At 68.9% G+C, this 24,414-nt stretch carries 27 protein-coding genes and 1 tRNA gene; 11 read left to right on the forward strand and 17 right to left on the reverse strand.

Annotation, left to right across the window (positions count from 1 at the left end):
• Positions 1 to 2: 2 nt before the first annotated feature.
• From AC07YH_RS07735 to AC07YH_RS07755, 5 genes are all read right to left on the reverse strand, one after another.
• On the reverse strand, positions 3 to 119 hold the full coding sequence (locus AC07YH_RS07735) for a hypothetical protein (RefSeq protein ID WP_494746415.1): 117 nt from the start codon (positions 117 to 119) through the stop codon (positions 3 to 5).
• Between the two features lie 108 nt (positions 120 to 227).
• Positions 228 to 413: a hypothetical protein gene (locus AC07YH_RS07740; protein WP_494746416.1), complete on the reverse strand. Its 186-nt coding sequence runs from the start codon at positions 411 to 413 to the stop codon at positions 228 to 230.
• Between the two features lie 127 nt (positions 414 to 540).
• On the reverse strand, positions 541 to 1,539 hold the full coding sequence (locus tag AC07YH_RS07745) for a DUF2891 domain-containing protein (RefSeq protein WP_494746417.1): 999 nt from the start codon (positions 1,537 to 1,539) through the stop codon (positions 541 to 543).
• Entirely contained in the window at positions 1,536 to 2,492 is a 957-nt protein-coding gene (locus AC07YH_RS07750) for a DUF979 domain-containing protein (RefSeq protein ID WP_494746418.1), read from the reverse strand. The genes AC07YH_RS07745 and AC07YH_RS07750 overlap by 4 nt, the downstream gene beginning before the upstream one ends.
• Complete coding sequence (locus AC07YH_RS07755; RefSeq protein WP_494746419.1) at positions 2,489 to 3,175, reverse strand: DUF969 domain-containing protein; 687 nt, start codon at positions 3,173 to 3,175, stop codon at positions 2,489 to 2,491. The genes AC07YH_RS07750 and AC07YH_RS07755 overlap by 4 nt, the downstream gene beginning before the upstream one ends.
• A gap of 143 nt (positions 3,176 to 3,318) precedes the next feature.
• On the opposite strand from AC07YH_RS07755, the gene AC07YH_RS07760 reads away from it, so the two are divergent.
• From AC07YH_RS07760 to AC07YH_RS07780, 5 genes are all read left to right on the forward strand, one after another.
• Positions 3,319 to 4,095 (forward strand): class II aldolase/adducin family protein, encoded by a 777-nt coding sequence (locus AC07YH_RS07760; protein WP_494746420.1) that lies wholly within the window; start codon positions 3,319 to 3,321, stop codon positions 4,093 to 4,095.
• Between the two features lie 98 nt (positions 4,096 to 4,193).
• The gene (locus tag AC07YH_RS07765) at positions 4,194 to 4,883 is read left to right on the forward strand and encodes a hypothetical protein (protein ID WP_494746421.1); all 690 of its coding nucleotides are present in this window, start codon (positions 4,194 to 4,196) and stop codon (positions 4,881 to 4,883) included.
• A 114-nt stretch (positions 4,884 to 4,997) separates the two neighbouring features.
• On the forward strand, positions 4,998 to 6,140 hold the full coding sequence (locus tag AC07YH_RS07770) for an efflux RND transporter periplasmic adaptor subunit (RefSeq protein ID WP_494746422.1): 1,143 nt from the start codon (positions 4,998 to 5,000) through the stop codon (positions 6,138 to 6,140).
• Complete coding sequence (locus tag AC07YH_RS07775; RefSeq protein WP_494746423.1) at positions 6,140 to 9,283, forward strand: efflux RND transporter permease subunit; 3,144 nt, start codon at positions 6,140 to 6,142, stop codon at positions 9,281 to 9,283. The genes AC07YH_RS07770 and AC07YH_RS07775 overlap by 1 nt, the downstream gene beginning before the upstream one ends.
• Before the next feature lie 14 nt (positions 9,284 to 9,297).
• Complete coding sequence (locus AC07YH_RS07780) at positions 9,298 to 11,652, forward strand: thiamine pyrophosphate-binding protein (RefSeq protein ID WP_494746424.1); 2,355 nt, start codon at positions 9,298 to 9,300, stop codon at positions 11,650 to 11,652.
• Between the two features lie 115 nt (positions 11,653 to 11,767).
• Here AC07YH_RS07780 and AC07YH_RS07785 read toward each other — a convergent pair whose 3' ends face one another.
• From AC07YH_RS07785 to AC07YH_RS07800, 4 genes are read right to left on the reverse strand one after another with little or no spacing between them, the layout of a single operon-like run.
• Positions 11,768 to 12,124 (reverse strand): nuclear transport factor 2 family protein, encoded by a 357-nt coding sequence (locus AC07YH_RS07785; RefSeq protein ID WP_494746425.1) that lies wholly within the window; start codon positions 12,122 to 12,124, stop codon positions 11,768 to 11,770.
• Positions 12,121 to 12,504 carry a nuclear transport factor 2 family protein gene (locus tag AC07YH_RS07790; RefSeq protein ID WP_494746426.1) on the reverse strand — a complete coding sequence of 128 codons (384 nt, stop codon included), beginning with the start codon at positions 12,502 to 12,504 and terminating at the stop codon, positions 12,121 to 12,123. The genes AC07YH_RS07785 and AC07YH_RS07790 overlap by 4 nt, the downstream gene beginning before the upstream one ends.
• Entirely contained in the window at positions 12,501 to 12,884 is a 384-nt protein-coding gene (locus AC07YH_RS07795; RefSeq protein WP_494746427.1) for a nuclear transport factor 2 family protein, read from the reverse strand. The genes AC07YH_RS07790 and AC07YH_RS07795 overlap by 4 nt, the downstream gene beginning before the upstream one ends.
• 2 nt (positions 12,885 to 12,886) lie before the next feature.
• Positions 12,887 to 13,396, reverse strand: a complete 510-nt coding sequence (locus AC07YH_RS07800) for a c-type cytochrome (RefSeq protein WP_494746428.1) — start codon at positions 13,394 to 13,396, stop codon at positions 12,887 to 12,889.
• Between the two features lie 280 nt (positions 13,397 to 13,676).
• Here AC07YH_RS07800 and AC07YH_RS07805 point away from each other — a divergent pair, with 280 nt between their 5' ends.
• From AC07YH_RS07805 to AC07YH_RS07815, 3 genes are all read left to right on the forward strand, one after another.
• Positions 13,677 to 14,174: a GcrA family cell cycle regulator gene (locus AC07YH_RS07805; protein ID WP_494746429.1), complete on the forward strand. Its 498-nt coding sequence runs from the start codon at positions 13,677 to 13,679 to the stop codon at positions 14,172 to 14,174.
• Positions 14,175 to 14,233: 59 nt separating this feature from the next.
• The gene (locus tag AC07YH_RS07810) at positions 14,234 to 14,446 is read left to right on the forward strand and encodes a hypothetical protein (protein ID WP_494746430.1); all 213 of its coding nucleotides are present in this window, start codon (positions 14,234 to 14,236) and stop codon (positions 14,444 to 14,446) included.
• A gap of 137 nt (positions 14,447 to 14,583) precedes the next feature.
• Positions 14,584 to 15,111: a MarR family winged helix-turn-helix transcriptional regulator gene (locus AC07YH_RS07815; protein WP_494746431.1), complete on the forward strand. Its 528-nt coding sequence runs from the start codon at positions 14,584 to 14,586 to the stop codon at positions 15,109 to 15,111.
• 102 nt (positions 15,112 to 15,213) lie between these two features.
• Here AC07YH_RS07815 and arfB read toward each other — a convergent pair whose 3' ends face one another.
• From arfB to crtY, 5 genes are all read right to left on the reverse strand, one after another.
• Complete coding sequence (gene arfB, locus AC07YH_RS07820) at positions 15,214 to 15,636, reverse strand: alternative ribosome rescue aminoacyl-tRNA hydrolase ArfB (protein WP_494746432.1); 423 nt, start codon at positions 15,634 to 15,636, stop codon at positions 15,214 to 15,216.
• Positions 15,633 to 16,097 carry a YaiI/YqxD family protein gene (locus AC07YH_RS07825; RefSeq protein ID WP_494746433.1) on the reverse strand — a complete coding sequence of 155 codons (465 nt, stop codon included), beginning with the start codon at positions 16,095 to 16,097 and terminating at the stop codon, positions 15,633 to 15,635. Before AC07YH_RS07825 ends, arfB begins: the two co-directional genes overlap by 4 nt.
• A gap of 31 nt (positions 16,098 to 16,128) precedes the next feature.
• Positions 16,129 to 16,203 (reverse strand) — tRNA-Thr (locus AC07YH_RS07830).
• A 65-nt stretch (positions 16,204 to 16,268) separates the two neighbouring features.
• Positions 16,269 to 17,786 carry an L-piperidine-6-carboxylate dehydrogenase gene (gene amaB / locus AC07YH_RS07835; RefSeq protein WP_494746434.1) on the reverse strand — a complete coding sequence of 506 codons (1,518 nt, stop codon included), beginning with the start codon at positions 17,784 to 17,786 and terminating at the stop codon, positions 16,269 to 16,271.
• A 42-nt stretch (positions 17,787 to 17,828) separates the two neighbouring features.
• Positions 17,829 to 19,016, reverse strand: a complete 1,188-nt coding sequence (gene crtY / locus AC07YH_RS07840) for a lycopene beta-cyclase CrtY (RefSeq protein WP_494746435.1) — start codon at positions 19,014 to 19,016, stop codon at positions 17,829 to 17,831.
• A gap of 90 nt (positions 19,017 to 19,106) precedes the next feature.
• Between crtY and folD the strand changes: the two genes are divergently transcribed.
• From folD to AC07YH_RS07855, 3 genes are read left to right on the forward strand one after another with little or no spacing between them, the layout of a single operon-like run.
• Positions 19,107 to 20,000: a bifunctional methylenetetrahydrofolate dehydrogenase/methenyltetrahydrofolate cyclohydrolase FolD gene (folD, locus tag AC07YH_RS07845; RefSeq protein ID WP_494746436.1), complete on the forward strand. Its 894-nt coding sequence runs from the start codon at positions 19,107 to 19,109 to the stop codon at positions 19,998 to 20,000.
• Complete coding sequence (locus tag AC07YH_RS07850) at positions 20,000 to 20,359, forward strand: c-type cytochrome (protein WP_494746437.1); 360 nt, start codon at positions 20,000 to 20,002, stop codon at positions 20,357 to 20,359. The genes folD and AC07YH_RS07850 overlap by 1 nt, the downstream gene beginning before the upstream one ends.
• 11 nt (positions 20,360 to 20,370) lie before the next feature.
• Positions 20,371 to 21,780 carry a D-arabinono-1,4-lactone oxidase gene (locus tag AC07YH_RS07855; RefSeq protein WP_494746438.1) on the forward strand — a complete coding sequence of 470 codons (1,410 nt, stop codon included), beginning with the start codon at positions 20,371 to 20,373 and terminating at the stop codon, positions 21,778 to 21,780.
• Here the strand turns inward: AC07YH_RS07855 and AC07YH_RS07860 are convergent.
• From AC07YH_RS07860 to AC07YH_RS07870, 3 genes are all read right to left on the reverse strand, one after another.
• Entirely contained in the window at positions 21,777 to 22,265 is a 489-nt protein-coding gene (locus AC07YH_RS07860) for an Hpt domain-containing protein (RefSeq protein ID WP_494746439.1), read from the reverse strand. The two genes, AC07YH_RS07855 and AC07YH_RS07860, sit on opposite strands and share 4 nt — an antisense overlap.
• A 119-nt stretch (positions 22,266 to 22,384) precedes the next feature.
• A complete protein-coding gene (locus AC07YH_RS07865; protein WP_494746440.1) occupies positions 22,385 to 23,167 on the reverse strand; it encodes an NAD kinase in 783 nt (260 codons plus the stop codon).
• A gap of 42 nt (positions 23,168 to 23,209) precedes the next feature.
• Positions 23,210 to 24,298: a DUF2336 domain-containing protein gene (locus AC07YH_RS07870; RefSeq protein WP_494746441.1), complete on the reverse strand. Its 1,089-nt coding sequence runs from the start codon at positions 24,296 to 24,298 to the stop codon at positions 23,210 to 23,212.
• Between the last annotated feature and the right edge of the window lie 116 nt (positions 24,299 to 24,414).

Raw genomic sequence — 24,414 nt, forward strand, 5'->3', positions numbered from 1 at the left:
GGCTAGTGGAAGCCCATCACGCCAAAACCGATGGCGAGGCCCAGCGCGAAGGCGCCGGCGCTGACGATCAGGAACGTCCGGACTTCGTTACGCAGGTGGTTACGCGTCGTCTGGGCCATGATGTGGCTCCCGCAAGTCGCGCCTTCCCAGGGTTGCGACAAATCAGTCCCTGATGAAAATGTTAGCCCTAACGTGGGCGGAACATTGTCAAGGATTGTAAAGGTGGCTCAGGCCGCCGCCGGCAGCTCATAGACCCGCGAGCGCACGCCGCGCTCGAACAGGGCGCCGCACAGGTCCAGCGCGCGCTTGTAGGCGGTTTCGCGATTGTCGAAGAGGCCGGTCGGGCGGCCATCTTCGGAGACGACCCAGCCGTCGGTTTCTGGGGCGATCTCGATACGGGCGGCGTCGGGCATGACGACAGCTCCCTGTCTGCGACTCGCGCCCTTCGCTGGACGCGAGAACTTCCTTAACGCGAGCCGCTTCGGGTTCATTGTCAAGGAATGTAAACAGTGGGCGGACGGTCGCGCCGCGCCCTTAAGTCTAGCCGTTCTCCAGCGCCAGCAGGGCGAAGGTGGCCAGCCAGTGCTCGCCCATATAGTCGCCGGCGATGTGCGGGATGGCCGTGGCCAAGTGGGCGAGGGCGGCGTTGACGGCCAGCGGCTTGGCCGGATCCTCCTCGGGCATGGCCCCGGCCAGCAGCCGCCAGCACCAGGCCCGCGACAGGTTCAGGCCGTCCAGGTGGGCGATCTTGCCGTCGGTGCGGTCGCTGACCCGGGCGGGCGAGAACAGGGTGGCGGGCTGTTTCTCGGCCAGGTCCGGCAGGAAGCGCGGGAACCAGATGTCGAAGCTCTCGCGCGGCAGCAGGCGGCGCATGGCCTCGGCCTCGATCAGGGCGGGCGAGAGGAAGTCGTCGCCGGACGGCTCCCAACCCTGGCAGGCGGCGTCCTGGCCGTACCAAAGGATGGCGCGGTTCTGCATCAGGTCGAAGAAAGCCTGGTCGTCGGTCATCACCGCGTACTCGGTCGCCAGCACCAGGGCGAAGGCGGTGTTGTAGTGGGTGCCGGTACGGACCGGGTAGTCGGCGATCGGCAGAAAGGCGTCGAAGCGGGCCTTGAAGGCGGCGGCCAGGGGCGCATGGACGCCAGCCCAGGGGCGCTGCCGGTGGCGCAGCAGTTCGGCCTGCAGCATCAGGCTCCAGGCCCAGCCATAGGGGCGCTCGAAGCCGCGGCTCTCGGGGCGGTTGGCGTAGGCGGTCTCGGCGCCAACCTTTTCGGCCGTGAAGGCGTCGTCGAACAGGGCGATGATCTGATCAGCCTCCGGCATCTCGGGGCGCAGGCGCAGCAGGGTGGCCAGCAGCCAGTAGCCGTGCACGCACGAGTGCCAGTCGAAGCTGCCATAGAAAATCGGGTGCAGGTCACGCGGCGAGCGGACGTCGTCCGGCCCCGCCATCACGTGGTCCAGCTTGTTCGGATACTCGCGGGTCAGGTGGCCCAGGGCGATCTTGGCGAAGCGCGAGGCGGTGGAGCGGGCGAGGCTCATTTATGAAAAGCCAGGGCGTTCATCAGGACCACGTTCACAAGCAACATCAGGATCGCCGTCGGCGCCTGGGCGCGGATCACGCCGTAGCGGTCCTTCAACTGCAGGAGCGCGGCCGGCACAAGGTTGAAATTGGCCGCCAGTGGGGTCAGCAACGTGCCGCAGAAGCCCGACAGCATGCCGATGGCGCAGACCACGGCCGGATCGCCGCCGAAACGGCCGATGACCAGGGGCAGGGCGATGCCGCCGGTCATCACCGGGAAGGCCGCGAAGGCGTTGCCCATCATCACCGTGAACACGGCCATGCCTAGGCAGTAGGCGGCCACGGCGGCGAAACGGCTGTCCACGGGCGTGATCATCACCGCCAGCTCGCCGATGGTCTTGCCGACCCCGGCCAGGGCGAAGACCGCGCCCAGGGCGGCCAGCATCTGGGGCAAGAGGGCGGCCCAGCCGACCAAGTCCATCAGGCGGCGGCCTTCCTGCAGCGGCGCCGAGGCCGGCTGGCGGAACATCACCTGGGCCAGGATCGCCGCGACGACGGCGGCCAGGGCCAGGGAAACCAGCGTCGCCTGCTTGGGATCGACCAGCGGCGCGCCGTGCAGCGTCAGGCGCTTGAACACCAGGGTCCCGACCAACACCAGCACCGGGATGACCAGGGCCGGGATGAACAGCCGCGCGCCATAGGTCGCCGCCAGGCTCTCGCGTTCTGTGGGCGAGGTGGTTTTCGGCGCGCCGACGCCCAGCTGGCCCGTCCCGGCGATCAGGGCCAGGGCCACCGCCAGGAAGCCGTTGCCCAGGTCGCCGAAATGGTCGCCGAACAGGAAGCTCAAGGCGAACAGGCCCCAGAAGGCGGCGTTGCCGAAGCGCTTCTTGTTCTCGCGGTCGAGCGCGCTCAGCACGGCGAAGGCGCCGAACATCAGGCCGGCCAGCAGGTAGACGAGCGGCAGGCCGATCATTGTTCGGCCTCCGGCCCACTGGCGCTTTGGGCGAGGGCGCGGTCGAACAGCAGCAGCCGCGCGCCGTGGATGAAGAAGGCGGCGATGGCCGACGGGATGGCCCACATCGACAGATGCAGGGGCTCCACCGTAATGCCGCTCTGGTCCAGGAAGCCGACGATCAGCAGGATCGAGCCGATGGCCAGGAAGATGTCCTCGCCGAAGAACAGGCCGACATTGTCGGTGGCCGCGCTCATCGCCTTGACCTTCTCGCGGCGGTCCGCGGCCTGTGGGCCTTGGAGGTGGGGCTCGGCCACGGCCTCGGCCATCGGCGCGACCAGCGGGCGGACCGTCTGGGCGTGGCCGGCGATCGTGGGCAGGCCCATCGCCGCGGTCAGCTGGCGGATCAGGAGGTAGACGATCAGAAGCCGCCCCGCCGTCGCGGCCGTCAGGCTCTGGATCGCCCGGCGGGCCTGCTCCTTGAGGCCCGCGCGCTCCAGCACGCCGATGGCCGGCAGCACCAGCCAGGCGACCGTGACGTAGCGGTTGGTGTTGAACGCCTTGCCGAAGGCGGCCAGCACCTCCAGCGGCGCGAGGCCGGCGGCCAGCCCCGAGGTCAGGGCGGCGGCGATGACGACCAGCAGCGGATTGAAGCGCAGGGCGAAGCCCAGCACGATCACCGCCACGCCCAGCAGCGTCAGCATCGGTCTCGATTCCCCCGTGTTCGCGGGGACGGTCCGACGGCGGCGGGCGGTTGGCAAGCGATGAGGCCGATCAAAGGCCCTCTTGACGCTGGAACGCCCCGGCGCGACGCTAAGTCAACAATGATAACCTAGGGAGGCTCACCATGGCCGACGGTGCTCTGCCCATCACGTCCCTCAAGGGCAAGGTCAGCGAAGCCGAGTGGCAGGCGCGCGTCGATCTCGCCGCCCTCTATCGTCTCGTGGCCCTGCACGGCTGGGACGACATGATCTTCACCCACATCTCGGCCCGCGTGCCGGGACCCGAGCATCACTTCCTGATCAACCCGTACGGCATGTTCTTCGGCGAGATGACCGCCTCGTGCCTGGTCAAGGTCGATCTGGAAGGCAATGTCGTCGACAAGACGCCGTACTTCATCAATCCGGCGGGCTTCACGATCCACTCGGCCATCCACGCCGCGCGCGAGGACGCCCACTTCGTCATGCACCTGCACAGCGACCAGGGCGTGGCGGTCTCGGCGCACGCCGAGGGCCTGCTGCCGCTGACCCAGCACGCGCTAATCGTCTTGCCTCAGCTCGCCTATCACGACTATGAAGGCATTGCTCTCAACTTGGACGAGCGGGAACGGCTGGTGGCCGACCTGGGCGAGACCAAGAGGCTGATGATGTTGCGCAACCACGGCACGCTGTCGGTGGGCAGCACGGCGGCCGAGTGCTGGTTGGGGATGTTCTTCCTGGAGCGGGCGTGCGCGCAGCAGGTGATGGCGCTTTCGATCGGTCGCGACAACGTCCTGCTGGCGCCCGACGGGGCCCAGGACGAGGTGCGCAAGCAGACCGGCATGGGCATGGGCATGATCGGCGGCCTGGCTTGGCCGGGTTGCCTGCGCAAGCTGGACCGCGAGCTGCCCGGCTACGCGGACTAGGCGCCTATTCCGTCGTCACGAGAGCCGTCGCGGTCCTGGCGATCGCGGAGGCTTTTTCGTGCCTGGACGCCGGCGTGGCGCGAGCGGGAGCCTGGCCGATGGCGCCGGGTCGCACCCAGGCGATCGCCAAGTACGAGCGGTCCGACGCCAGGCAGGGCTATGACCCGGACGGCGTCCTCGTCGCCATCGACCCGCGCCGTGACGAGACCCTGTCGGTGTTCGTCGAGCATGGCCTGACGCCGCGCCTGACCCTGCAGGCCAAGGCCGGCGTCACACGTGGCCACGACAAGTGGGTGGACTATTCCGGACGCGGACCGATCGAGCTGGGCCTGCGCTGGGCGGCGCATAGGGACGACCGCTCGTCCCTGGCCGTCTATCTGGGCGCGGGCGAGGCCGGGGTCGGCCGCAACGCCGGCTATGCCGCGCCAGGGCAGGGGAGCCTGGATCTGGAAGCACGGGTCCTCTACGGCCGATCGGCCTCGTGGAAAGGGCGCGAGGTGTTCGTCGATCTGGAGGCCGCGCGGTTGAAGCGCCAGGGCCTTGCCGACGAAACGCGCATCGACGCCACCCTTGGGGTCAGGCCCGCGAGAAAGTGGCTGATCCTGGCCCAGACCTATGCCGGCCAGGCCGACCGCAGCCCCGTGCGTTCGCGCTGGCTGAAGAGCGAGCTCTCCATCGTCCGCGCCTTCGGGGGCTGGAGCGCGCAGGCCGGCTGGCGCGATACGCCCGTGGGGCGAGAGACAACCCGAGATCGCGGTGTCGTACTCGCTGTGTGGCGCAGGCTGTAGCTTGTTTCAGCTTTGCAACACACGGTCATCCGGCTGTCACTGGACGTCGCTTTAGGCTGCGGTCATATCTTCGCCGAATTCCGCCGACTCCTCCCGGCGCGCTGGAGCCGTTCTTTGATCCGTAGGCACTTCTTCCTCGTGGTGGCCCTGGTCGCCGTTGTCGTGATGCTGGTTGTGGGCGGCTTGAAGCTGGCTTTCGGCAACAAGGACCCCAACAAGGCGGGCGGCGGCGGTCGTGCGACCAATGTCTCGCAGATGGTGGTCGGCGAGCGTCCGTTCGTGGACCGCATCGAAGTGCTGGGCGCGGCCAAGGGCCGTCAGTCGGTGACCATCACGTCGAACACGCCCGAGCTGATCACGGCGGTGCATTTCTCGGACGGCGAAGCCGTGCGCAAGGGCCAGGTGCTCGTCGAGCTGAAGGCCGATCAGGAGGACGCCGGCATCTCGGAAGCCAAGGCGCGCCTGGCCCAGGCCGAGCGCGACTATGCCCGCTGGAAGACCCTGGCCGACAAGGGCATCGCCCCGCGCGCCACGGCCGAGCAATATCTGGCGGCGCTCGATGTCGCCAAGGCGGCCGTGGGCACCGCCAACGCCCAGAAGCTGGACCGCGTGCTGCGCGCGCCGTTCGCGGGCCGCGTGGGCATTTCGGACGTCGCGCCGGGCATGCTGATCGCCGCCGGCACGCCGATCGTCAGCCTGGACGACGCCTCGGTCATCCGTGTCGATTTCGCCGTGCCTGACCGCTATCTGCAGACGCTGCGCATCGGCCTGCCGATCGCCGCGCGTCCCGACGCACTGCCGGGCGAGACCTTCCAGGGCAAGATCGCCCAGATCGACACCCGCATCGACCCGACCACCCGCGCCCTCAAGGCCCGCGCCGAGTTCCCGAACGCCGGTGGCCGCCTGAAACCCGGCATGCTGGTCAAGGTCTCCATCGACCAGGGCACGCGCAACGGCATCGCGGTGCCGGAGGCGGCCGTGCAGTTCGAAGGCAACCAAGCCTCGGTGTTCCGCATCGCCAAGGGCCCCAAGGGCCTGATCGCTCGCCGCACCGATGTCGACACCGGCCTCAGCGAGGGCGGTTTCATCGAGATTCGCACCGGCCTCAAGAAGGGCGACAAGATCGTCGCCGACGGCCTGAACCGCATCCAGGACGGCGCGGCCGTCGGCGGCGGCAAGGGCAAGCCCGGCGACAAGAAGGGCGAAGGCGAGGGCCATAAGGGCGAAGGCAAGAAGACCGAAGGCAAGGCCGGCTGATGCTGTCCGACCTTTCCGTCCGTCGTCCCGTATTCGCCGCGGTCGCGGCGATCATCCTCTGCGTCATCGGCCTGGCGGCCTATACGTCGCTGCCGATCCGTGAGCTGCCCAGTGTCGATCCGCCCGTGGTGTCGGTCTCGACCACCTATCGCGGGGCCTCGGCCGAAGTCATCGAAGAGCGCATCACCCAGGTGATCGAGCGCCAGGTGGCCGGCATCCAGGGCATCGATCGCGTGAACTCCAGCAGCCGCGACGGCCGCTCGCAGATCACCATCACCTTCAATCTCGACCGCGACCTGGACGCGGCCGCCAACGACGTGCGCGACGCCGTCAGCCGGGTGACGGCCAACCTGCCCGACCAGGCCGACCCGCCGCAGATCGCCAAGGCCAATGCCGACGCCTCGCCGATCATCATCCTGAACCTGACCTCGACCACGCTGGATCCGCTGCAGCTGGCCGACTACGCTGACCGCTACCTGGTCGAGCGGATGTCGACCATCGACGGCGTGGCCCAGGCCAACCTGTTCGGGGCCAAGATCTACGCCATGCGGATCTGGCTGGACGCCAACCAGATGGCCGCGCGCGGCGTCTCGGTGGACGACGTCGAGAACGCCCTCAATTCGCAGAACCTGGAACTGCCGGCCGGCTCGCTGGAAAGCGACGCCAAGGACTTCACCATCCGCGTGGCCCGCAGCTACGCCAAGCCCGAGGACTTCGCCCGCCTGCCGCTGCGGTCGGCCGACGCTTCGGGCTTCGTGCTGCGCCTGGGTGACGTGGCCCGGATCGAGGAGGGCGCGGACGAGCGCCGGCGCCTGTTCCGCGGCAACAGCGTGGACCAGGTCGGCATCGGCCTGACCCGCCAATCGCAGGCCAACGACGTCGCCATCTCGGAAGCCGTCCGCAAGGAAGTGGCGACCATCAACGAGAGCCTGCCGCCCGGCACCAAGATGGTCGTGGCCGTGGACAACTCGGTGTTCACCGCCGAGGCCATCCACGAGGTGTGGATCACCATGGGCATGTCGATCGGCCTGGTCGTGCTGGTCAACCTGATCTTCCTGGGCAGCTGGCGTTCGGCGCTGATCCCCTCGATCGTCGCGCCGATCTGTATCCTGTCGACCTTCATCGTCCTGGCCCCGCTGGGCTTCTCGCTGAACCTGCTGACCCTGCTGGCCCTGGTGCTGGCCGTCGGCCTGGTCGTCGATGACGCCATCGTCGTGGTCGAGAACATCCAGCGTCGCGTGGACGAGGGCGAGCCGGCCCTGGTGGCCGCCGAGCGCGGCACCCGCCAGGTGTTCTTCGCCGTCGTGGCCACCACCATCGTGCTGATCTCGGTGTTCGCGCCGCTGATGTTCCTGCCCGGCTATATCGGCCGTCTGTTCGTCGAACTGGCCGTGGCCATCGCCGCCGCCGTCGGCTTCTCGGCCCTGCTGGCCCTGTCGCTGTCGCCGATGATGGCGTCCAAGCTGCTGAAGCCCGCGCATGGCGAGGGCTGGCTGGCCAAGCGCGTCGATGGCGCCATGGACACGCTGAAGAACTCATACCGCGCCTCGCTGGAGAGCATCCTGGGCGGCTGGTCGGCGGCGATCGCCGGCGGCATGGTCGTGATCCTGGCCGCCTTCGCGGCGCTGCTGTTCGTCAGCCTGCCCAAGGAGCTGGTGCCGCCGGAGGACCGCGGCCGGGTGGACGTGGCGATCAACGGGCCGGAAGGCGCGGGCTACGACTACATCGAGGGCATCGGCCTGAAGGTCGAGAAGATCGTCGATCGGTACCGCAAGGAGGGTGTCGCCGAGCGCATCCTGCTGACCATCCCGCGCTTCGGGGGCAACTCGTTCAACAGCGGCAGCAGCGTCGTGGTCATGAAGCCGTGGGGCGAGCGGAAGAAGACCGCCGACCAGGTCGCCGCCGAGCTGAACAAGGACCTCTCCAAGATCACCAGCGTCCGGGCCATCGCCAGCGTGCGGGGGCCCTTCCAGCGTGGCGGTGGCGGCGGTGGGGGCGGCGGCACCAATGTCGACCTGATCGCGGTGGGCAACGACTATGTCCAGCTGGCCAACTGGCTGAAGCCGATCCTGGATGACGCCCAAGGCAATCCGGGCTTCTCGCGTCCGCGCCTGGACTACGAGCCCACTTCGCCGCGCCTGTTGGTGCAGATCGACCAGGATAAGGCCGCCACCCTGGGCGTCTCGGCCCAGTCGATCGGCCGGGCCCTCGAAACCATGTTCGGTTCGCGCAAGGCCACGACCTACATCAAGAACGGCCAGGAATACGACGTCATCCTGCAGACCAACCTGGACCAGCGCCGCAGCGTCGCGGACCTGAACCAGCTGCAGGTGCGCACCAATTCGGGCGCGCTGGTGCCGCTGTCGACCGTGGTGACCACGCAGCTGCGCGGCGACACTCCGGATCGTCCGCGCGTCGATCGCCTGCGCTCGGTGACCCTGACCACCCAGCTGAACCCCGGCTACACTGTCGAGGACGCCGTGCGCTTCCTCCGCGATGAAGCCGACCAGCGTCCGACGCCGGGCATCAGCATCAAGTGGGGCGGCCAGGCCAAGGACTATCTCGAAGGCTCGGGCGGCATCGCCATCGCCTTCGGCCTGGCCCTGCTGCTGGTGTTCCTGGTGCTGGCCGCGCAGTTCGAAAGCTGGATCCACCCGGCCGTGATCATGCTGACCGTGCCGCTGGCGGCGCTGGGCGGCCTGTTCGGCCTGCTGGTGATGGGCTCGACCATCAACACCTACAGCCAGATCGGCCTGATCATCCTGGTCGGCATCGCCACCAAGAACGGCATCCTGATCGTCGAGTTCGCCAACCAGCTGCGCGACGAGGGCCTGACCGTGCGTGAGGCGGTGATCGAGGCCTCGGCCCTGCGCCTGCGTCCGATCATCATGACCTCGATCTCGGCCGCCATGGGCGCCCTGCCGCTCATGTTGTGGGCAGGGGCGGGCGCGGGCAGCCGCCAGACGATCGGCGCGGTGATCTTCACCGGCTCGATCTTCGCGACCCTGCTGACGCTCTTCATCGTTCCGGTGTTCTATGACCTTCTGGCGCGCTTCACGAAGTCGCCGGAGTGGACGGCCCGGCAGATCGAAGAGTATGAAGCCCGGGAAAAGAGCGGTGAGGGGCAAACCTCACCGGCATAAACCGGTGAGGAAGCATGGCTGACGGCTCTCTGACGGCCAAGCGGCAGGAAATCGCTCTGCTGCGCCGTCTCGAGGAACGGATTCTCTGGTTGGCGGCGTGGACCATCCACAACGCCAACCATCTCCGCGAGAGCCGCGACGGCCTGAAGGTCGGCGGGCACCAGGCGTCCAGCGCCTCGTGCGCCACGATCATGACCGCCCTCTACATGAAGGCGCTGCGGCCGCAGGACCGGGTGGCGGTCAAGCCGCACGCCAGCCCGATCTTCCACGCCATCCAGCATCTGTTCGGCCGCCAGAGCCTGGAGAACCTGCAGCGGTTCCGGGCGATGGGGGGGGCTCAGTCCTATCCCTCGCGCACCAAGGACGTGGACGACGTCGACTTCTCGACCGGTTCGGTGGGCTTAGGCGTGGCCATGACCGCTTTCGCCTCGCTGGCCCAGGACTACCTGGCCGCCCGCGGCTCGGTGAAGCCCGAGAAGATGGGACGGATGATCTCGCTGCTGGGCGACGCCGAGCTGGACGAGGGCAACATCTACGAGGCCTTGATCGAGGCCTGCAAGCACGACATCCGCAACACCTGGTGGATCGTCGACTACAACCGCCAGAGCCTGGACGCGACCACCCAGGACCGGATGTTCACCCGCTATGGCGAGATCTTCGAGGCCGCCGGCTGGCAGGTCGAGACGCTGAAGTGGTCCAAGCGCCAGCGCGAGGCCTTCGCCAAGCCGGGCGGCGACAAGCTGCACGACTGGATCGAGACGGCGCCGAACGACCTGTTCGCGGCGCTGAGCTACCAGGGCGGCGCGGCCTGGCGCGAACGGTTGAACGCCGACCTGGCCGACAGTCCCAAGACCCTCGCCCTGATCGCGTCCTACAAGGACGTCGACCTTGCCGAGCTGATGACCGAGCTGGGCGGCCACTGCCTGGAGACCCTGCTGGAGGCCTTCGAGAAGGCGGGTCAGGACGACCGGCCACGCTTCTTCATCGCCTACACCGTCAAGGGCCTGCGCCTGCCGTTCCAGGGGCACAAGGACAACCACGCCGGCCTGATGACCCCCTCGCAGATCGCCGAGCTGCGCGAGCGCCTCGGTGTCGTGGAGGGCGAGGAGTGGGACCCGCTGTCGGGCCTCTCGGCCGCCGAGCGCACCGCCCTGAAGGGTCTGGTCGCCCGCGCGCCGTTCGCCGCCGAGGTCGAGCGCAACCACGACGCGCCGCTCGTTCAGACGCCCACGGCCGATGAGCTGCTGACCGCTGTCGCGGGTGGCGGCGAACAATCGACCCAGGCCGCCTTCGGCAAGGTCATGTTCGAGATCGCCGCCCGGAAGGACGACTTCGCCGGCCACGTGGTGACCACCTCGCCGGACGTGACGGTGTCGACCAACCTGGGCGGTTTCGTGAACCGTCGGGGCGTGTTCCAGCGCCGCGCGCACGAGGACGTCTTCAAGCGCCGCCGCATCCCCTCGGCCCAGGTCTGGTCCAAGGCCGAGACCGGCCAGCATGTCGAGCTGGGCATCGCCGAGAACAACCTGTTCATCGCCCTGGCGGCGCTGGGCCTTACCGGTCCGCTGTTCGGTGAGCGTCTGTTCCCGGTCGGGACCCTGTACGACCCCTTCATCGCCCGGGGCCTCGATGCCCTGAACTACGCCTGCTACCAGGACGCCCGCTTCCTGCTGGTGGCCACGCCGTCGGGCCTGACGCTGGCACCTGAAGGCGGCGCGCACCAGTCGATCAACGCCCCCGTCATCGGCATGGCCCAGCCGGGCCTGGACACCTACGAGCCCGCCTTCGCCGACGAGACGGCGGTGCTGATGGCCCACGCCTTCGACCGCATCCAGGCCAAGGATGGCTGCTCGACCTATCTGCGCCTCTCCACCCGCGCCATCGCCCAGCCCGAGCGGACCGACGACGCCTGGCGCCAGGGCGTGATCGACGGGGCCTACTGGCTCAAGGCTCCCGCGCCCGGTGCGCGCCTGGCCCTGGTCTATAGCGGCGCGCTCGCGCCCGAGGCCCTGGCGGCGTTCGAGGCTCTGGCCGAGGACATGCCGGAAGCCGGCCTGCTGGCCGTCACCTCGGCCGACGTGCTGCACCGCGACTGGACCGCCTCCGGCCGCGCCCGCTGGACGGGGGAGGGCTCGGGCTCTTCTACCATCGAGACCCTGTTGGCCCCGCTGGACCGCGACGCCGGCCTGGTGACCCTGACCGACGGCGCGCCGCTGGCGTTGTCCTGGCTGGGCTCGGTGCGCGGGCAACGGGTGCGGGCCCTGGGGCTTGAGGTGTTCGGCCAGTCGGGCGACCTGCCGGACCTCTACGGCAAGTACCGCCTGGACGCCGAAGCGGTCCTGGACGCCGTAGCGGATTTGCTGAGCTAATCTGCTCCCCTTCCGGGGGAGCTGTCGCGGAGCGACTGAGGGGGCATCGCCGGCCTATGCCGAGCTGCCCCCTCCGGCCCTCCGGGCCACCTCCCCCAGAGGGGGAGGAGAGGGCTCAGTACCCGTCCAGGATCGTCTGGCCGCACAGCAGCCCGTCGCGGAAGTGGTAGATCAGCCGCACCCGGGTGTCGGTCCAGATGTGGCCGTCCGAGCTTTCGACCGAGTACTGCACCTCGGTGGTCAGGGCGTCGGCGGTCTCGTCCAGGATCTGGATCAGCTGGATGTTGGGGATGATGGTCGCGAAGATGCGGGCGAAATAGGCCAGCACGGCCTCCTTGCCGATCGGGTCCTCGCCGTCGTCCAGGGTGTTGGGCCAGGTGCTCTTGTCGTGGAACAGCGGACGCAGGCGCGCCGCATCATGGGCGTTGAAGGCCTCGAAGGCCTCTTCCAACACGTCCGGTATCGCGCTCATGGCGTGTTTCCGTCTCGACCGCTGTCGTCCCCACTATCATCGACGTTCTGCTCGACGATCAGCCCCCGCTCGAGACGATACCAGACGGTGACGACATCGTCCTGCCAGAGCCCGCCGCCGGGGCCGCGCGTCTCCACCTGCAGGCGCGCGCGCCACCGTCCGTCCGGCTCGCGGGCGAGGTCGATCGTCGACAGCTCGACGCGGATGGCCTCGAACAGTTGGACGAAGTGGGCGCGGATGGCGTCGTGGCCTTCCAGCATGCCGCCCTCCAGGCCGTCGGCGAACCGGGCGTAGGACGCGTAGCAGGCGAGCGTCGCATCCAGATCACGGGCGTTGATGGCCGCGTAGAGGTCTGCGATGCGGTCTTCGTCCCGCGTCATGGCCGTGAATCCGTTTCCTCCCTGGAAACGATATCCATGCGCCAGAACAGTCCGTCGCGGAGCGTGTAACAATGCCGCACGCACAGGTCGGACCACTGTTGGCCCTTGCGGTTCCAGATCACCTGGTTGGCGTCGACCACGATACGGCCGTCGTAGGTGACGTGGATTTCGACGGGCGTGATCTCCACCCGGATGTAGGCGTCATTATAGGTCCAGTAGTCCCGCACCTGCTCGGGGGTGCTCATCCAGCCGCCCCGGGTCACGTCCGGCCACTCCAGCTGCGGTGCGACCAGGGCGCGGAACGCCTCGAAGTCGCGCTTGCCGTTGGCGTCGTAGAGACGCTGGACCAGCGCCTCCACCTCTGGCGGGGCCGGGCGCATGGCTACGGGGCCGGCTTGTAGCCCGTCTCGACCTTCAGGTACGCGATCAGGTCGATGCGGTCCTTGGGATCGTGGATGCCGGCGAAGGTCATCTTGGTGCCCGGCAGGAAACCGCGCGGGTCGGTCAGCCACTTGTCCAGGTGCTCGGCGTCCCAGGTGAAGCCGGCGTTCTGGACCGCCTGCGAATAGGTGTAGCCGGGCTTGGAGCCGGCCTTGCGGCCGAACACGCCGTAGAGGTTGGGGCCGGTCAAGTCCGGGCCGCCCTCGGTGGCGGTGTGGCACGAGCGGCAGAAGGCGAACTTGCTCTGGCCGTTCGACAGGTCGCCGGTGTTGTAGGGCGCGGGGAGGGCGGCCAGGGCGGCCGCCTTGTCGGCGTCGGTCGGGGTCGCGGCGGCGGCCGGAGCGTCGGCGGGGGCCGAAGCCGGCGCCTCGCCGGAGCTGCCGCCGTCCTTCGAGCAGGCCGAAAGGGCGATACAGGCGGCCGCGACGGCGGCCAGTTTCACGGTACGCATGATGATCCCCGACTGACGTTTCGCCGCAGGCTCTGCGACGGCGCGACGCATTCCAAACCCTTATAAAATCAGGGCCGTGGCCTTGTCACGGAACAATGTTCCTTAAGGCGAGCTTGAGCAGGCCCCTGCGACAATTGCCGGTATCTACGTGATTCTTATTGCGAAAAGTGAAATCGCAAACCGTGGGTCTGCACATAAACGTTTGACGTGCGTTAACCATAAAATCTACCAATTTCCTCACGGAGCGGGCTGGCTCCGGGCTGGGCTGGGAAACAAGATCATGGACTGGAGCGAAGAGCGCACCGCGACCCTGAAGAAGCTGTGGCTCGAAGGCCTCAGCGCGAGCCAGGTGGCCCGCCAGCTGGGCGGCGTCAGCCGCAGCGCGGTGATCGGCAAGGTGCACCGCCTGGGCATCACGGTCCGCGAAACCCCCGTCCGTCAACGGACGACCACCCGGTCCCCGTCGCGGATCGTGGTCCGTCGCCCGACCCGTGAAACGACCGCCGCCCCGCACGTCGCTCCGCGCTACGAGCGCACCGAGGAAGACCTGCTGCCGACCTCGGGCATCCTGGAACTGGGGACCCATTCGTGCCGCTGGCCGATCGGCAATCCGGAAGGCGACGACTTCGGCTTCTGCGGCCGCCCCAAGCTGACCGCCCGCGGCTCCTACTGCGAGCAGCACACGGCCGGCGCCTTCCGCCGCCTGGGCAACGCCCGCGCCGTCGAGACCTGGGCCCTGAAGGGCCTCAAGGAACGCGTCCAGCCTAGCCTGGCCTGACGCTTCCAAACCTCTCCGCCGACTTTCCTTTCTTCCTCGAGATCACCGAGCAGAACCCCATGAACATGGTCCTCATCGAGAACGCCGCCGGCAGCAGCCAAGTGATCACCATCATCGAGGAGTTCGCCGGCCACTCGGTGTCGCGCGACCTCAACCCTGGCGACCACGCCAGCATCCCGGTCACCCAGTTCAAGTCGATCACCGTGCGCGAGACCTATCCCGACGATTGGTTGACGCGCGGCCTGAACCGCAACCGCGCCGTCGCGGCGTAGTTTCCCGTCTAAATTGAAAGACATGACCCCGCGAAGCCTTTCGCGGGGTTTTTCGTTTCCCCTACGGGCGCCGCAGATTGCGTGACCGTTAACCGTGTGACACACAGAGCGCCGTTTTGTGGGGGCGGAAAACGACAATGTACGAGGGGGAAGAGCGCACCGACGTGGTCCACGACCACGCGCTGCCGCTGCCGAGCTACCTGAGCTATCTACTCTACCAGACCGAACAGCATCGCCGCGCGGTGTCGGCCGATCTGCTGGCCCGGCACGGCCTGACCTTCGCCAAGTGGGTGGCGATGATCTCGCTGCGGCGGTTCGGCGACCTGTCGATGACCCGCCTGGCCAAGCTGGCGGCCACCGACCGCACGACGCTGACGCGCTCGATCGACAGCCTGATCACCGACGGCCTGGTGGCGCGCGAGACCTCGTCCGCCGACCGCCGGATCGTGGTCATCTGCCTGACGGACGCCGGTCGCGGCCTCCTGGAGACGATCCGCGCCGAGATCCGTCCGCTGAACCGCGACATCTGCGCCAATCTGACCACGGAAGAGCAGGCGGCCATGACGCGTTACCTGCAGAAGATGCTGGCGGGCCTGATCGTCGAGCCGGACTGGAAGCAGGACGTGATCGCGTTCAGCACCCCGGCGCCGCCGGAGACGGCATGAGCCGAAAACCTCGCCCTTCGACAAGCTCAGGGTGAGGTTTTCTACTGAACCGCCTGACCAGTAGTCCTCATCCTGAGCTTGTCGAAGGACGAGGACGGTCCCTCAGTCGTCGAACTTCACCCGTCCGCGCCCGGACTTCACGGTCCCGCGCTTGGCCTTGCCGTCCAGCCGCTTGAGCTTGCTGGAATAGGTCGGCTTGGTCGGTCGCCGGGGCTTGGGCTTCTCGGTCGCCCGGCGGATCAGCTCGACCAGCCGCTCCTGCGCATCCTGGCGATTCATCTCCTGCGAGCGCGAGCCCTGGGAGAACAGGATCAGCACGCCGTCCTGGGTCAGGCGGCTGCCGGCCAGGGTCTCCAGGCGCGCCTTGACGTCCTCGGGCAGGGCCGGGGAGTTCCTGACGTCGAACCGCAGCTCGATCGCGGTGCTGGTCTTGTTGACGTGCTGGCCGCCTGGCCCCGAGGCGCGGGTGGCTTTCCAGGCCAACTCGTCCTCGTCGATCCGCAGCCAGGACGTGATCTCGATCATCGGGGCGGAACCGCGCGTTTGGCCTTCACGACCAGCTGGTCCAGCGCCTGCAGGAACCGCGAGCGGTCGGCGTTGGCGAAGGCGGCGGGGCCCTTGGTGACCTCGCCCATCGAGCGCAGGTGCTCGCCGATCGAACGCGAGGCCAGGGCCGAGCCGATCATGTCGGGGCTGAACACCCGGCCGTTCGGGGCCACGGCCGCGCCGCCGGCCTTGAGCACGCGGTCGGCCAGCGGGATGTCGTTGGTCACCACCACGTCGCCCGGCCCGCAGCGCTCGGCGATCCAGTCGTCGGCCACGTCCGGACCGGCGTCGACCACGATCTGCTCGATCACCGGCGTCGCCGGCACGCGGATCCAGCTGTTGGACACCACGAAGGTCTTGAACCCATGCCGGGCGGCGACCTTGTAGGCCTCGTCCTTCACGGGGCAGGCGTCGGCGTCGATGAAGAGGATGGCGGCCATCGAAGCGGGACCTGGAAGACCTGAGGAAAACTGGTGCCGGCGGAGAGGATCGAACTCCCGACCTTCGGTTTACAAAACCGCTGCACTACCGCTGTGCTACGCCGGCATGGGCCTTGAGACCCGAGGTGAGGGCTTATGCCGTCTGTCGGGACGGACGGCAAGGGCGCCCGCCTAGAGGTCGAACCGCACCCCTTGGGCCAGGGGCAGGGCGCCGGAATAGTTCACGGTCGCGGTCTGGCGGCGCATGTACTGCTTCCAGCTGTCCGAGCCGCTCTCGCGGCCGCCGCCGGTCTCCTTCTCGCCGCCGAACGCGCCGCCGATCTCCGCGCCCGAGGGGCCGATATTGACGTTGGCGATGCCGCAGTCGCTGCCGGCGGCCGACAGGAAGCCCTCGGCCTCGCGGACGTCGTTGGTCATCACGCAGGACGACAGGCCCTGGGGCACGTCGTTCTGGATGGCGATCGCCTCATCGAACTCGGCATAGGGCACGACGTGCAGCAGCGGGGCGAAGGTCTCGCGCTGCATGCAGGCGGTGGCGGACGGCAGGCGGGCCAGGGCGGGGCGGACATAGTAGGCGTCGGGATGCTGATCGATCAGCAGGCGCTCGCCGCCGCTGACCGTGCCGCCTTCGGCGCGGACCTGGTTCATGGCCTCGACGAAGGCGTCGTAGGCGGCCTTGTCGATCAGCGGGCCCAGCAGGGTCGCCGGCTCGCGCGGATCGCCGACGGACAGGCGACCGAAGGCCGTCTCGACCGCGTCGCTGACCTTGTCGATCAGGCTCTCGTGGACGATCAGGCGGCGCAGGGACGTGCAGCGCTGGCCCGCTGTGCCCGCCGCCGAGAACACGATGGCGCGCAGGGCCAGGGACAGGTCCGCCGAGGGCGTGACGACCATGGCGTTGTTGCCGCCCAGCTCCAGGATCGAGCGGCCGAAGCGCTCGGCGACCATCGGGGCGACGGCCTTGCCCATGCGGGTCGAGCCGGTGGCGCTGACCAGGGCGATGCGCGGATCGCGGGCCAGGCGCTCGCCGGCGTCGCGGCCGCCCTGGATCACGGCGCAGAGACCGTCCGGCGCGTCCTCGAAGCGGGCCAAGGCGCGCTCCAGGATGGCGTGGGTCGCGAGCGCGGTCAGCGGGGTCTTCTCGGACGGCTTCCAGATCACCGGATCGCCGCAGACGAGCGCCAGGCACGCGTTCCAGGCCCAGACGGCGACCGGGAAGTTGAAGGCGCTGATCACCGCCACCGGCCCCAACGGGTGCCAGGTCTCGCGCATGGCGTGGCCGGGGCGTTCGGAGGCGATGGTCAGGCCATGCAGCTGGCGCGACAGGCCGACGGCGAAGTCGCAGATGTCGATCATCTCCTGGACCTCGCCGGCCGCCTCGGAGGCGATCTTGCCGGCTTCCAGGGTGACGAGGGCGGCGAGGTCAGTCTTGGCCGCACGCAGCTCTTCGCCGAAGAGGCGCACCAGCTCGCCGCGACGCGGAGCGGGGACGACGCGCCAGGCGGCGAAGGCGTGACAGGCGGCCGAGACCTTGCTCCCGATCTCGCGGGCGTCGTCGAAGGCCACATGGGTCAGCACCTGGCCGTCGATCGGACTGCGCACGGGATGGCCCGCGTCGGCGGGCAAGGCCGCGACGCCGAGCTTGGCCAGGAGTTCGCGGGCGTGGGCGGCGGGAGTCGGGTAGGTCATGCCCCGAGGACGCCCCGAGATCGGGAAGCGGTCAACCCCGCGCTACGCGTCGCTCGCGCTCAAGGCCGAGTGGCCGCTAGCCTGCTCCAGCGCCACCCTCACAGGAATGGGCGAGCGGACCAGCAGGATGCGGGCCTTGTCCCTCAGGGTCAGGCGGGCGGCGAGATAGCGCTGGATCAGGCCAGGGGCGAGGCGATGGAAACGGTCCCAGACCTGGGCGCGCGCCTCGGGCGGACAGGCGCGCAGCAGCAGGCGGTTCAGCAGCCGGTGGTAGCGTCGCCGACGCCAGCAGGTCTTGGCGTGGGCCTCGGCGCAGGCGCGGACGCTGGCGCTGGTGATGCGCGGCAGGGCGGCGATCTGGTCGGCCAGGCGCGCGGCGTCGGGCAGGGAGTGGCCCGTGCCCGGATGGAAGTTGGCGGCGCGCAGACCGACCTCGGCCACCTCCGGCCGTCCCTCGCGCCCATAGGCGTCGATGTCGCCGGCCAGGACGATCGGCAGGCCGCCGTCCTCCTCGCGGACCACGGTGTCGATCGCCCAGCCTTGCGCCAAAGCATAGGCGGCGATGGCGGCCCGGCTGGCGATGGGGCTGGGCGTGGACGTCCGCGCGTAGTGGGCATGTTCGATGCGCAGGCGCTTGGCGCTCAGCGGCATGACGCTGAAGGCCGGGCAAGTCTCGCGCGCGGTTTCGGGCGCGTCGATCAGGACGGGGTGGGTTAGGCCGTGCGCGCCGTGCAGGGTCACCTCCTGGGCCACGAAGGCGCGCCAGGAGAGCGCCAGGCTGCGGGTGCGGCGCGCGCCACGGCCGTCGATGACTGTGCCGGCGGCGATGCGGCGGCTGTCGGCGAGCGTGACTTGATGCGGGCTGATCTCGGTGACCTGGACACCCAGCCACACATCCGCGCCCAGAGCGGCGGTCACCGCCTGGCGCAGGCGCTCGGCGGTCAGGGCGAAGACGGGCGTGTCCAGATAGCGCTCGAAGCCGGGCAGGCGGATGGCCCAGCCGCTCCAGCGATGGACGACCAGCGGCCGCAGCCAGGCGGCGATTCCCGGGCTGACATCGGTCTGGAACCAGCGCCAGGTCTGCTCGCCGGCAAGACGCCGCTCACGCTCCAGCAGGATGACCTTCAGGTTCGGCCGCATGGCCCGCAGGCGCAGGGCGATCAGGCCGTTGGCCAGCCCGCCGCCCACCAGGACGACATCGGCGCGGGCGAAGGCGGAAGAAGGGGACATCATTGGGCTCTAGCACGCCCATCATGACGACAACGCGGCGTTGCGTGCGTTCGAACGAACGGTTACGGACGGCCAAACCGGGAGATGCACATGGCGCAGGCGAAACTCATCGACGGCAAGGCCTTCGCGGCCGATCTGCGGGCGAAGATCGCGGTGGAGGTCGCTGAACTGAAGGCTCAGCACGGCGTGACGCCGGGCCTGGCCGTGGTGCTGGTCGGCGAGGATCCCGCCAGCCAGGTCTATGTCCGCAACAAGGGCGAGCAGACCCTGGCGGCGGGCATGCATTCGGAGACCATCCGCCTGCCGGCCGAGACCTCGCAGGCCGACCTTCTGGCGGTGGTCGAGAAGCTGAACGCCGATCCGAAGATCCACGGCGTGCTGGTCCAGTTCCCGGTGCCGGCTCACATCAGCCAGATGGACGTCGTGGCGGCCCTGTCGCCGGACAAGGACGTCGATGGCCTGACCGTCACCAACGCCGGGCGCCTGGCCAGCGGTCTGCCGGCCCTGGCGCCCTGCACGCCGACGGGCTGCATGATGCTTCTGAAGGACGTCATCGGCGACCTGTCGGGCAAGACCGCCGTCGTCATCGGCCGCTCGAACCTGATGGGCAAGCCGATGGCCCAGCTGCTGTTGGCCGCCGACTGCACGGTGACCATCGCCCACTCGCGCTCCAAGGACCTGCCGTCGATCGTCCGCCAGGCCGACATCGTCGTGGCCGCCGTCGGTCGGGCCGAGATGGTCAAGGCCGATTGGGTCAAGCCGGGCGCGACGGTCATCGACGTCGGCATCACCCGCTATCCCGCCCGCGATCCGGAAGCCGCCGCGGCCGGCAAGACCCGGCTTGTCGGCGACGTCGCCTTCGAGGAAGTTGCGCAGGTCGCCGGCGCGATCACGCCGGTTCCCGGGGGAGTGGGGCCCATGACCATCGCCTGCCTGCTGGCCAATACGCTGACGGCGGCCAAGCGCCTGTCGGGGATCGCGTAATGAGAGGGGCGTTCGTCGTTGTAGCGTCCGCCCTTCTTCTCAGCGCCTGCGGGTCCAAGGGCCCGCCGCCGCCCACGCCGGAGCAGGCCCTGGCCTTGCGTCCGGCCGATGCGCGCTTGTCGGCCCTTTACGAGACCTCGTGCCACGCCTGCCACGCCATCCCCGGCACGGGGGCGCCGCTGGTCCATGACCGCGCCGCCTGGGACGGGCGCTACAAGCGTGGCGAGCAGGTTCTGCTGGACCACGCCATCCAGGGCTTCAACGCCATGCCGGCCACCGGTCAGTGCGCGACTTGCACGCCGGCCGATTTCCAGGCCCTCATACGATTCATGGCGGGGCGCGAAGACTCCGCGAAATAGCGGAGCCAGGCATGATCTCTCGGCGCGGGGCCCTGATCGCGGGCGGGACGGGAGCGGCGGTGGTCGCCGGCGGTGGTGTGGCCGCCTACAAGGTCGCCACCGGGGACAAGCCCGAACCGCCGTCGCCGCCCTCGGTCGATGCGCAAGGCAAGCTGCTCTGGCGCAACTGGTCCGGCGTCCAGCACGCCTATCCCGCCGCCCGCCTGGCCCCCAAGGACGAGGGCGAGCTGGCCACCGCCCTGAAGGTGGCCCAGGCCCCGATCCGGCCCGTGGGCGCCGGTCACTCCTTCACCGCCCTGGCGCCGACCAACGGCACGCTGATCTCGCTGGACGCGATCTCCGGCGTGATCGGCTGGGAAGGCGACGAGGCCATCGTCCGCACTGGCACCCGGCTGGGCGCTCTAGGCCCCATGCTGGCCGAGAAGGGCCGGGCGCTGCCCAACCTGCCCGACATCAACAAGCAGTCGCTGGGCGGGGCGCTGGGCACGGCGACCCACGGCACCGGCGCCAAGATTCAGGCCATGCACGGCAGCGTCACGGGCCTGCGGCTGGTCACGCCCTCGGGCAAGGTCATCGACGCCGACGCGACCAAGAACCCGGAGGTCTTCCAGGCCGCGCGTGTCTCGCTGGGCGCGCTGGGCGTCATCACCCAGGTGCGGATCAAGACCAGCGCCAACCGCCGCCTGCGCCGCCGCGTGTGGCTGGAGCCGTTCGAGGACGCCGTCGCCAAGGCCGAGGAGCGCTGGGCCCAGCACCGCAATTTCGAGTTCTACGCCGTGCCGTTCACGGGCCTGGCGGCCAATATCAGCCACGACGAGACCGACGATCCGGCCCTGCCGCGCGGTCCCGACCAGGACACCGAGTTCCTCCAGGCGCTACGCGGCCTGCGCAATCTGCTGGGTTTCGCCACGCCCCTACGCAAGGCCGCCGCCCACGCGCTGCTGTCGACCGCCAAGCCCGAGACCGCCGTCGACGAGGGCTGGAAGCTGCTGTCGACCGAGCGGCCGGTGCGCTTCAACGAGATGGAATTCCATCTCCCCGTCGAGAACCAGCTGAAGGCGTTGCAGGAGGTCGTCCGCACCATCGAGAAGGAGCGTCCCGACGTCTTCTTCCCGATCGAGGTGCGCCGCATCGCGCCGGATGACGCCTGGCTGTCGCCGTTCCAGGGCGGGCCGCGCGGCTCGGTGGCGGTGCACGCCTATTACCGTGACGACTTCACGTTCCTGTACGAGCTGATCGAGCCGATCTTCCGCCGCTACGACGGCCGCCCGCACTGGGGCAAGCTGCACACCCTGAACGGCGGCCAGCTGGAGGCGATCTATCCGCGCTGGAAGGACTTCCTGGCGGTCAGGCAGGAACTGGATCCGGACGGCCGGATGCTCAATCCCTACCTGAAAGGCCTGTTCGGCCTGAGCTATTAGGCGGCGGCGCTGCCGAGATAGTCGGCGACGCGGGCTTCCAGCTCGGTGATCAGCGCCTTGCCGACCGGGTGGGTGTCGACCTTGATGTCGTCGCGCACGCAGGCCTTGATGGCGTCGATATGGGCGTCGACCAGGAACATCGGCGCGGCCAGGCGGGTGTCCGGATCGTCGATCAGCTTGCACAGCGACGCGGCCAGGCGGGTGATCAGCGGGAATTCGTAGGTGGCGCCCAGGCCCTTCAGGTCATGGGCGCGCAGGTAGAGGGTCTCGACCGTCTGGGCGTTGAGGCCCTCGACGCGGACGCCTTGGCGGGCGGCCTCCAGCTTGACGATCTCGTCGTCCAGCCATTGGGCGAAATTGCCGGACAGGCTCTTCAGAGCCGCCTCGGCCTTGGCGATGGCGGCCATGTCGATGCCGCCGCGCCCGCCCACCTTGAGCTTGAGCATGTTCGGCACCTGGATCACTTCAGCGGTCTTATTCGTCACGGGCGCCTCCCCAGCGGCGGATAGTTGGGTAACGGCTAACATAGCAGGCGTTAAGATTGGATGAGACGCGACGCAACGTCTCATCCCCGTGCTGAGGCCCCGTGCTGAGAACTGTAAGACTAGGCGGAGAACTGCTCGGCCAGAACTCTTTCCTCGAGGCTGCGGCCCGCGTCGAAAAGCATCGAGAGTTGAGTGCCGCGATCCTCGGAGATGTGGACCTCCAGCACGTCGCGGACCTCGAAATTGTCGGCCACGGCGCTGACGGGGCGCTTGTCGGCTTCCAGGATTTCGAAGGTCACCCGCGCCGACTGCGGCAGCAGGGCTCCCCGCCAGCGGCGGGGGCGGAAGGCGCTGATCGGGGTGAGGGCCAGCACCCGGCCGTCGATCGGGATGATCGGGCCGTGGGCCGAGAGGTTGTAGGCGGTTGAGCCGGCCGGCGTGGCCAGCAGGGCCCCGTCGCAGACCAGCTCGCCCATCCGCACCTTGCCGTCGATCGAGATGCGCAGCTTGGCGGTCTGGCGGGTCTGGCGCAGCAGCGAGACCTCGTTGATCGCCAGGGCTCGGTGCTGCTTGCGGTTCGCATCGATGGCGACCATGGCCAGCGGATGGATGGCGGCGCGCTCGGCGGCGTTGATCCGCTCCAGCAGGCCGTCCTCGCTGTACTCGTTCATCAGGAAGCCGACCGAGCCGCGGTTCATGCCGTAGATCGGCGTCTGGGTGGCGATCGACTCGTGCAGGGTCTCCAGCATGAAGCCGTCGCCGCCCAGGGCCACGATGACCTGGGCGTTCTCGTCGCCGACATCGCCATAGCGGGCGGTCAACCGTTCCTTGGCCTCGATGGCTTCGGGCCGATCGCTGGCCCTGAAGGCGAGGCGAGTCACGAACGGTTGTGGCTGATACATGGGGCCAAGATGGGGAACCCCGGCGCCTTGTCAAACTCTTGATCAGACTTGGCCGACGGCCTGACGGAAGGCCATGCCGGCGATGTCCGGCGTGAACGGACCAAAGGCGCTGGCGGCGCGGCGCACGCCCTCGTCGCCGCCGCCCGGACGGCCGCCATTCAGTTGGCGGACATGTTCCAGGATGGTCGGGAAGACGCTGCGGTCGATGCCCACGGCCGAACAGGCCAGGGCCAGCAGTTCGGGGCGACCGCTGTCGATGGCGCGGCGGATCTGGGCCGACTCGAACTTGCCCAGGCGGGCCAGGGCCATGACGAACAGCTGCAGCCGGCCCTCGCGCAGCACGCGCAGCAGGTAGCCCGGTCTCAGCTGGCCGGCGGAGTCGAGCTTCTCGATCAGCGAGCGCTCCATCTCCTCGCGGTCCTCGTCGACCTCGACGGGGCCGACATCGCTGACGGTGGCGTCGCCGCGATGGGCCGCGCGCAGGGCGTCGTCGACGGCGGCCTGCATCTTGGCTTCATCGAGATGGAAGCGCGCCGACAGGGCGTCGCGCAGGGCGCGGCCGACCAGCAGGTACAGCTGCTCGGCCAGGTCGGTGGAAAGCTTGGGGTGGCGCGCCAGGGGCGAGCGCAGGGCGACCACTTCGCGCGAGCGGCTCACCAGCCGGCCCATGGCGTCGGGCGAGATCTGGGCGGTGTCGTTCGAGGCCAGGGCGGTCAGCACCGCCGGCTCGTCGCGGCTGATGATCGCCTCGACCACGGGCGCCTGCAGGTGCGGGCGACGGGCGATCTCGATCTGGTGTTCCAGCGTCGCCTGGACCAGCAGGCGGATCAGGTCGTGGTCCTGCAGCACCGGGCTGCGGGCGATGATCGGGCGGGCGATGTCGATCTCGTCCAGCGCCATGATGTTGATCAGCGCCGAGGGCGCCCAGTCGGCGTCGGCCAGGCGTTCGGACAGGCGATGGCGGATGTCGCGCTCGGCCTCGACGACCAGCGACATGAAGATGGAGTTCAGCAGGGCCTGGATATCGGGATGGGTCGGCTCGCCGCTGGCCTGGCCGGCCTCGCAGAGATCGATGATCCCGGTGAGCAGACGTTCACGATCGCCGGGCTCGCGACTGCGGGCCAGCTTCATGAGCGATGCGATCTCGACGGCTTGGATGGCCCGCCTCCTTCGAATCCGGAAGACCGGATGAGGATGACCTTGCGGCCCTCAAATGAAAACATGCTTAAACAGAACCAAGAGCGCGA

The organism is Caulobacter sp. GW456-12-1-14-TSB4 (genome assembly GCF_059424195.1).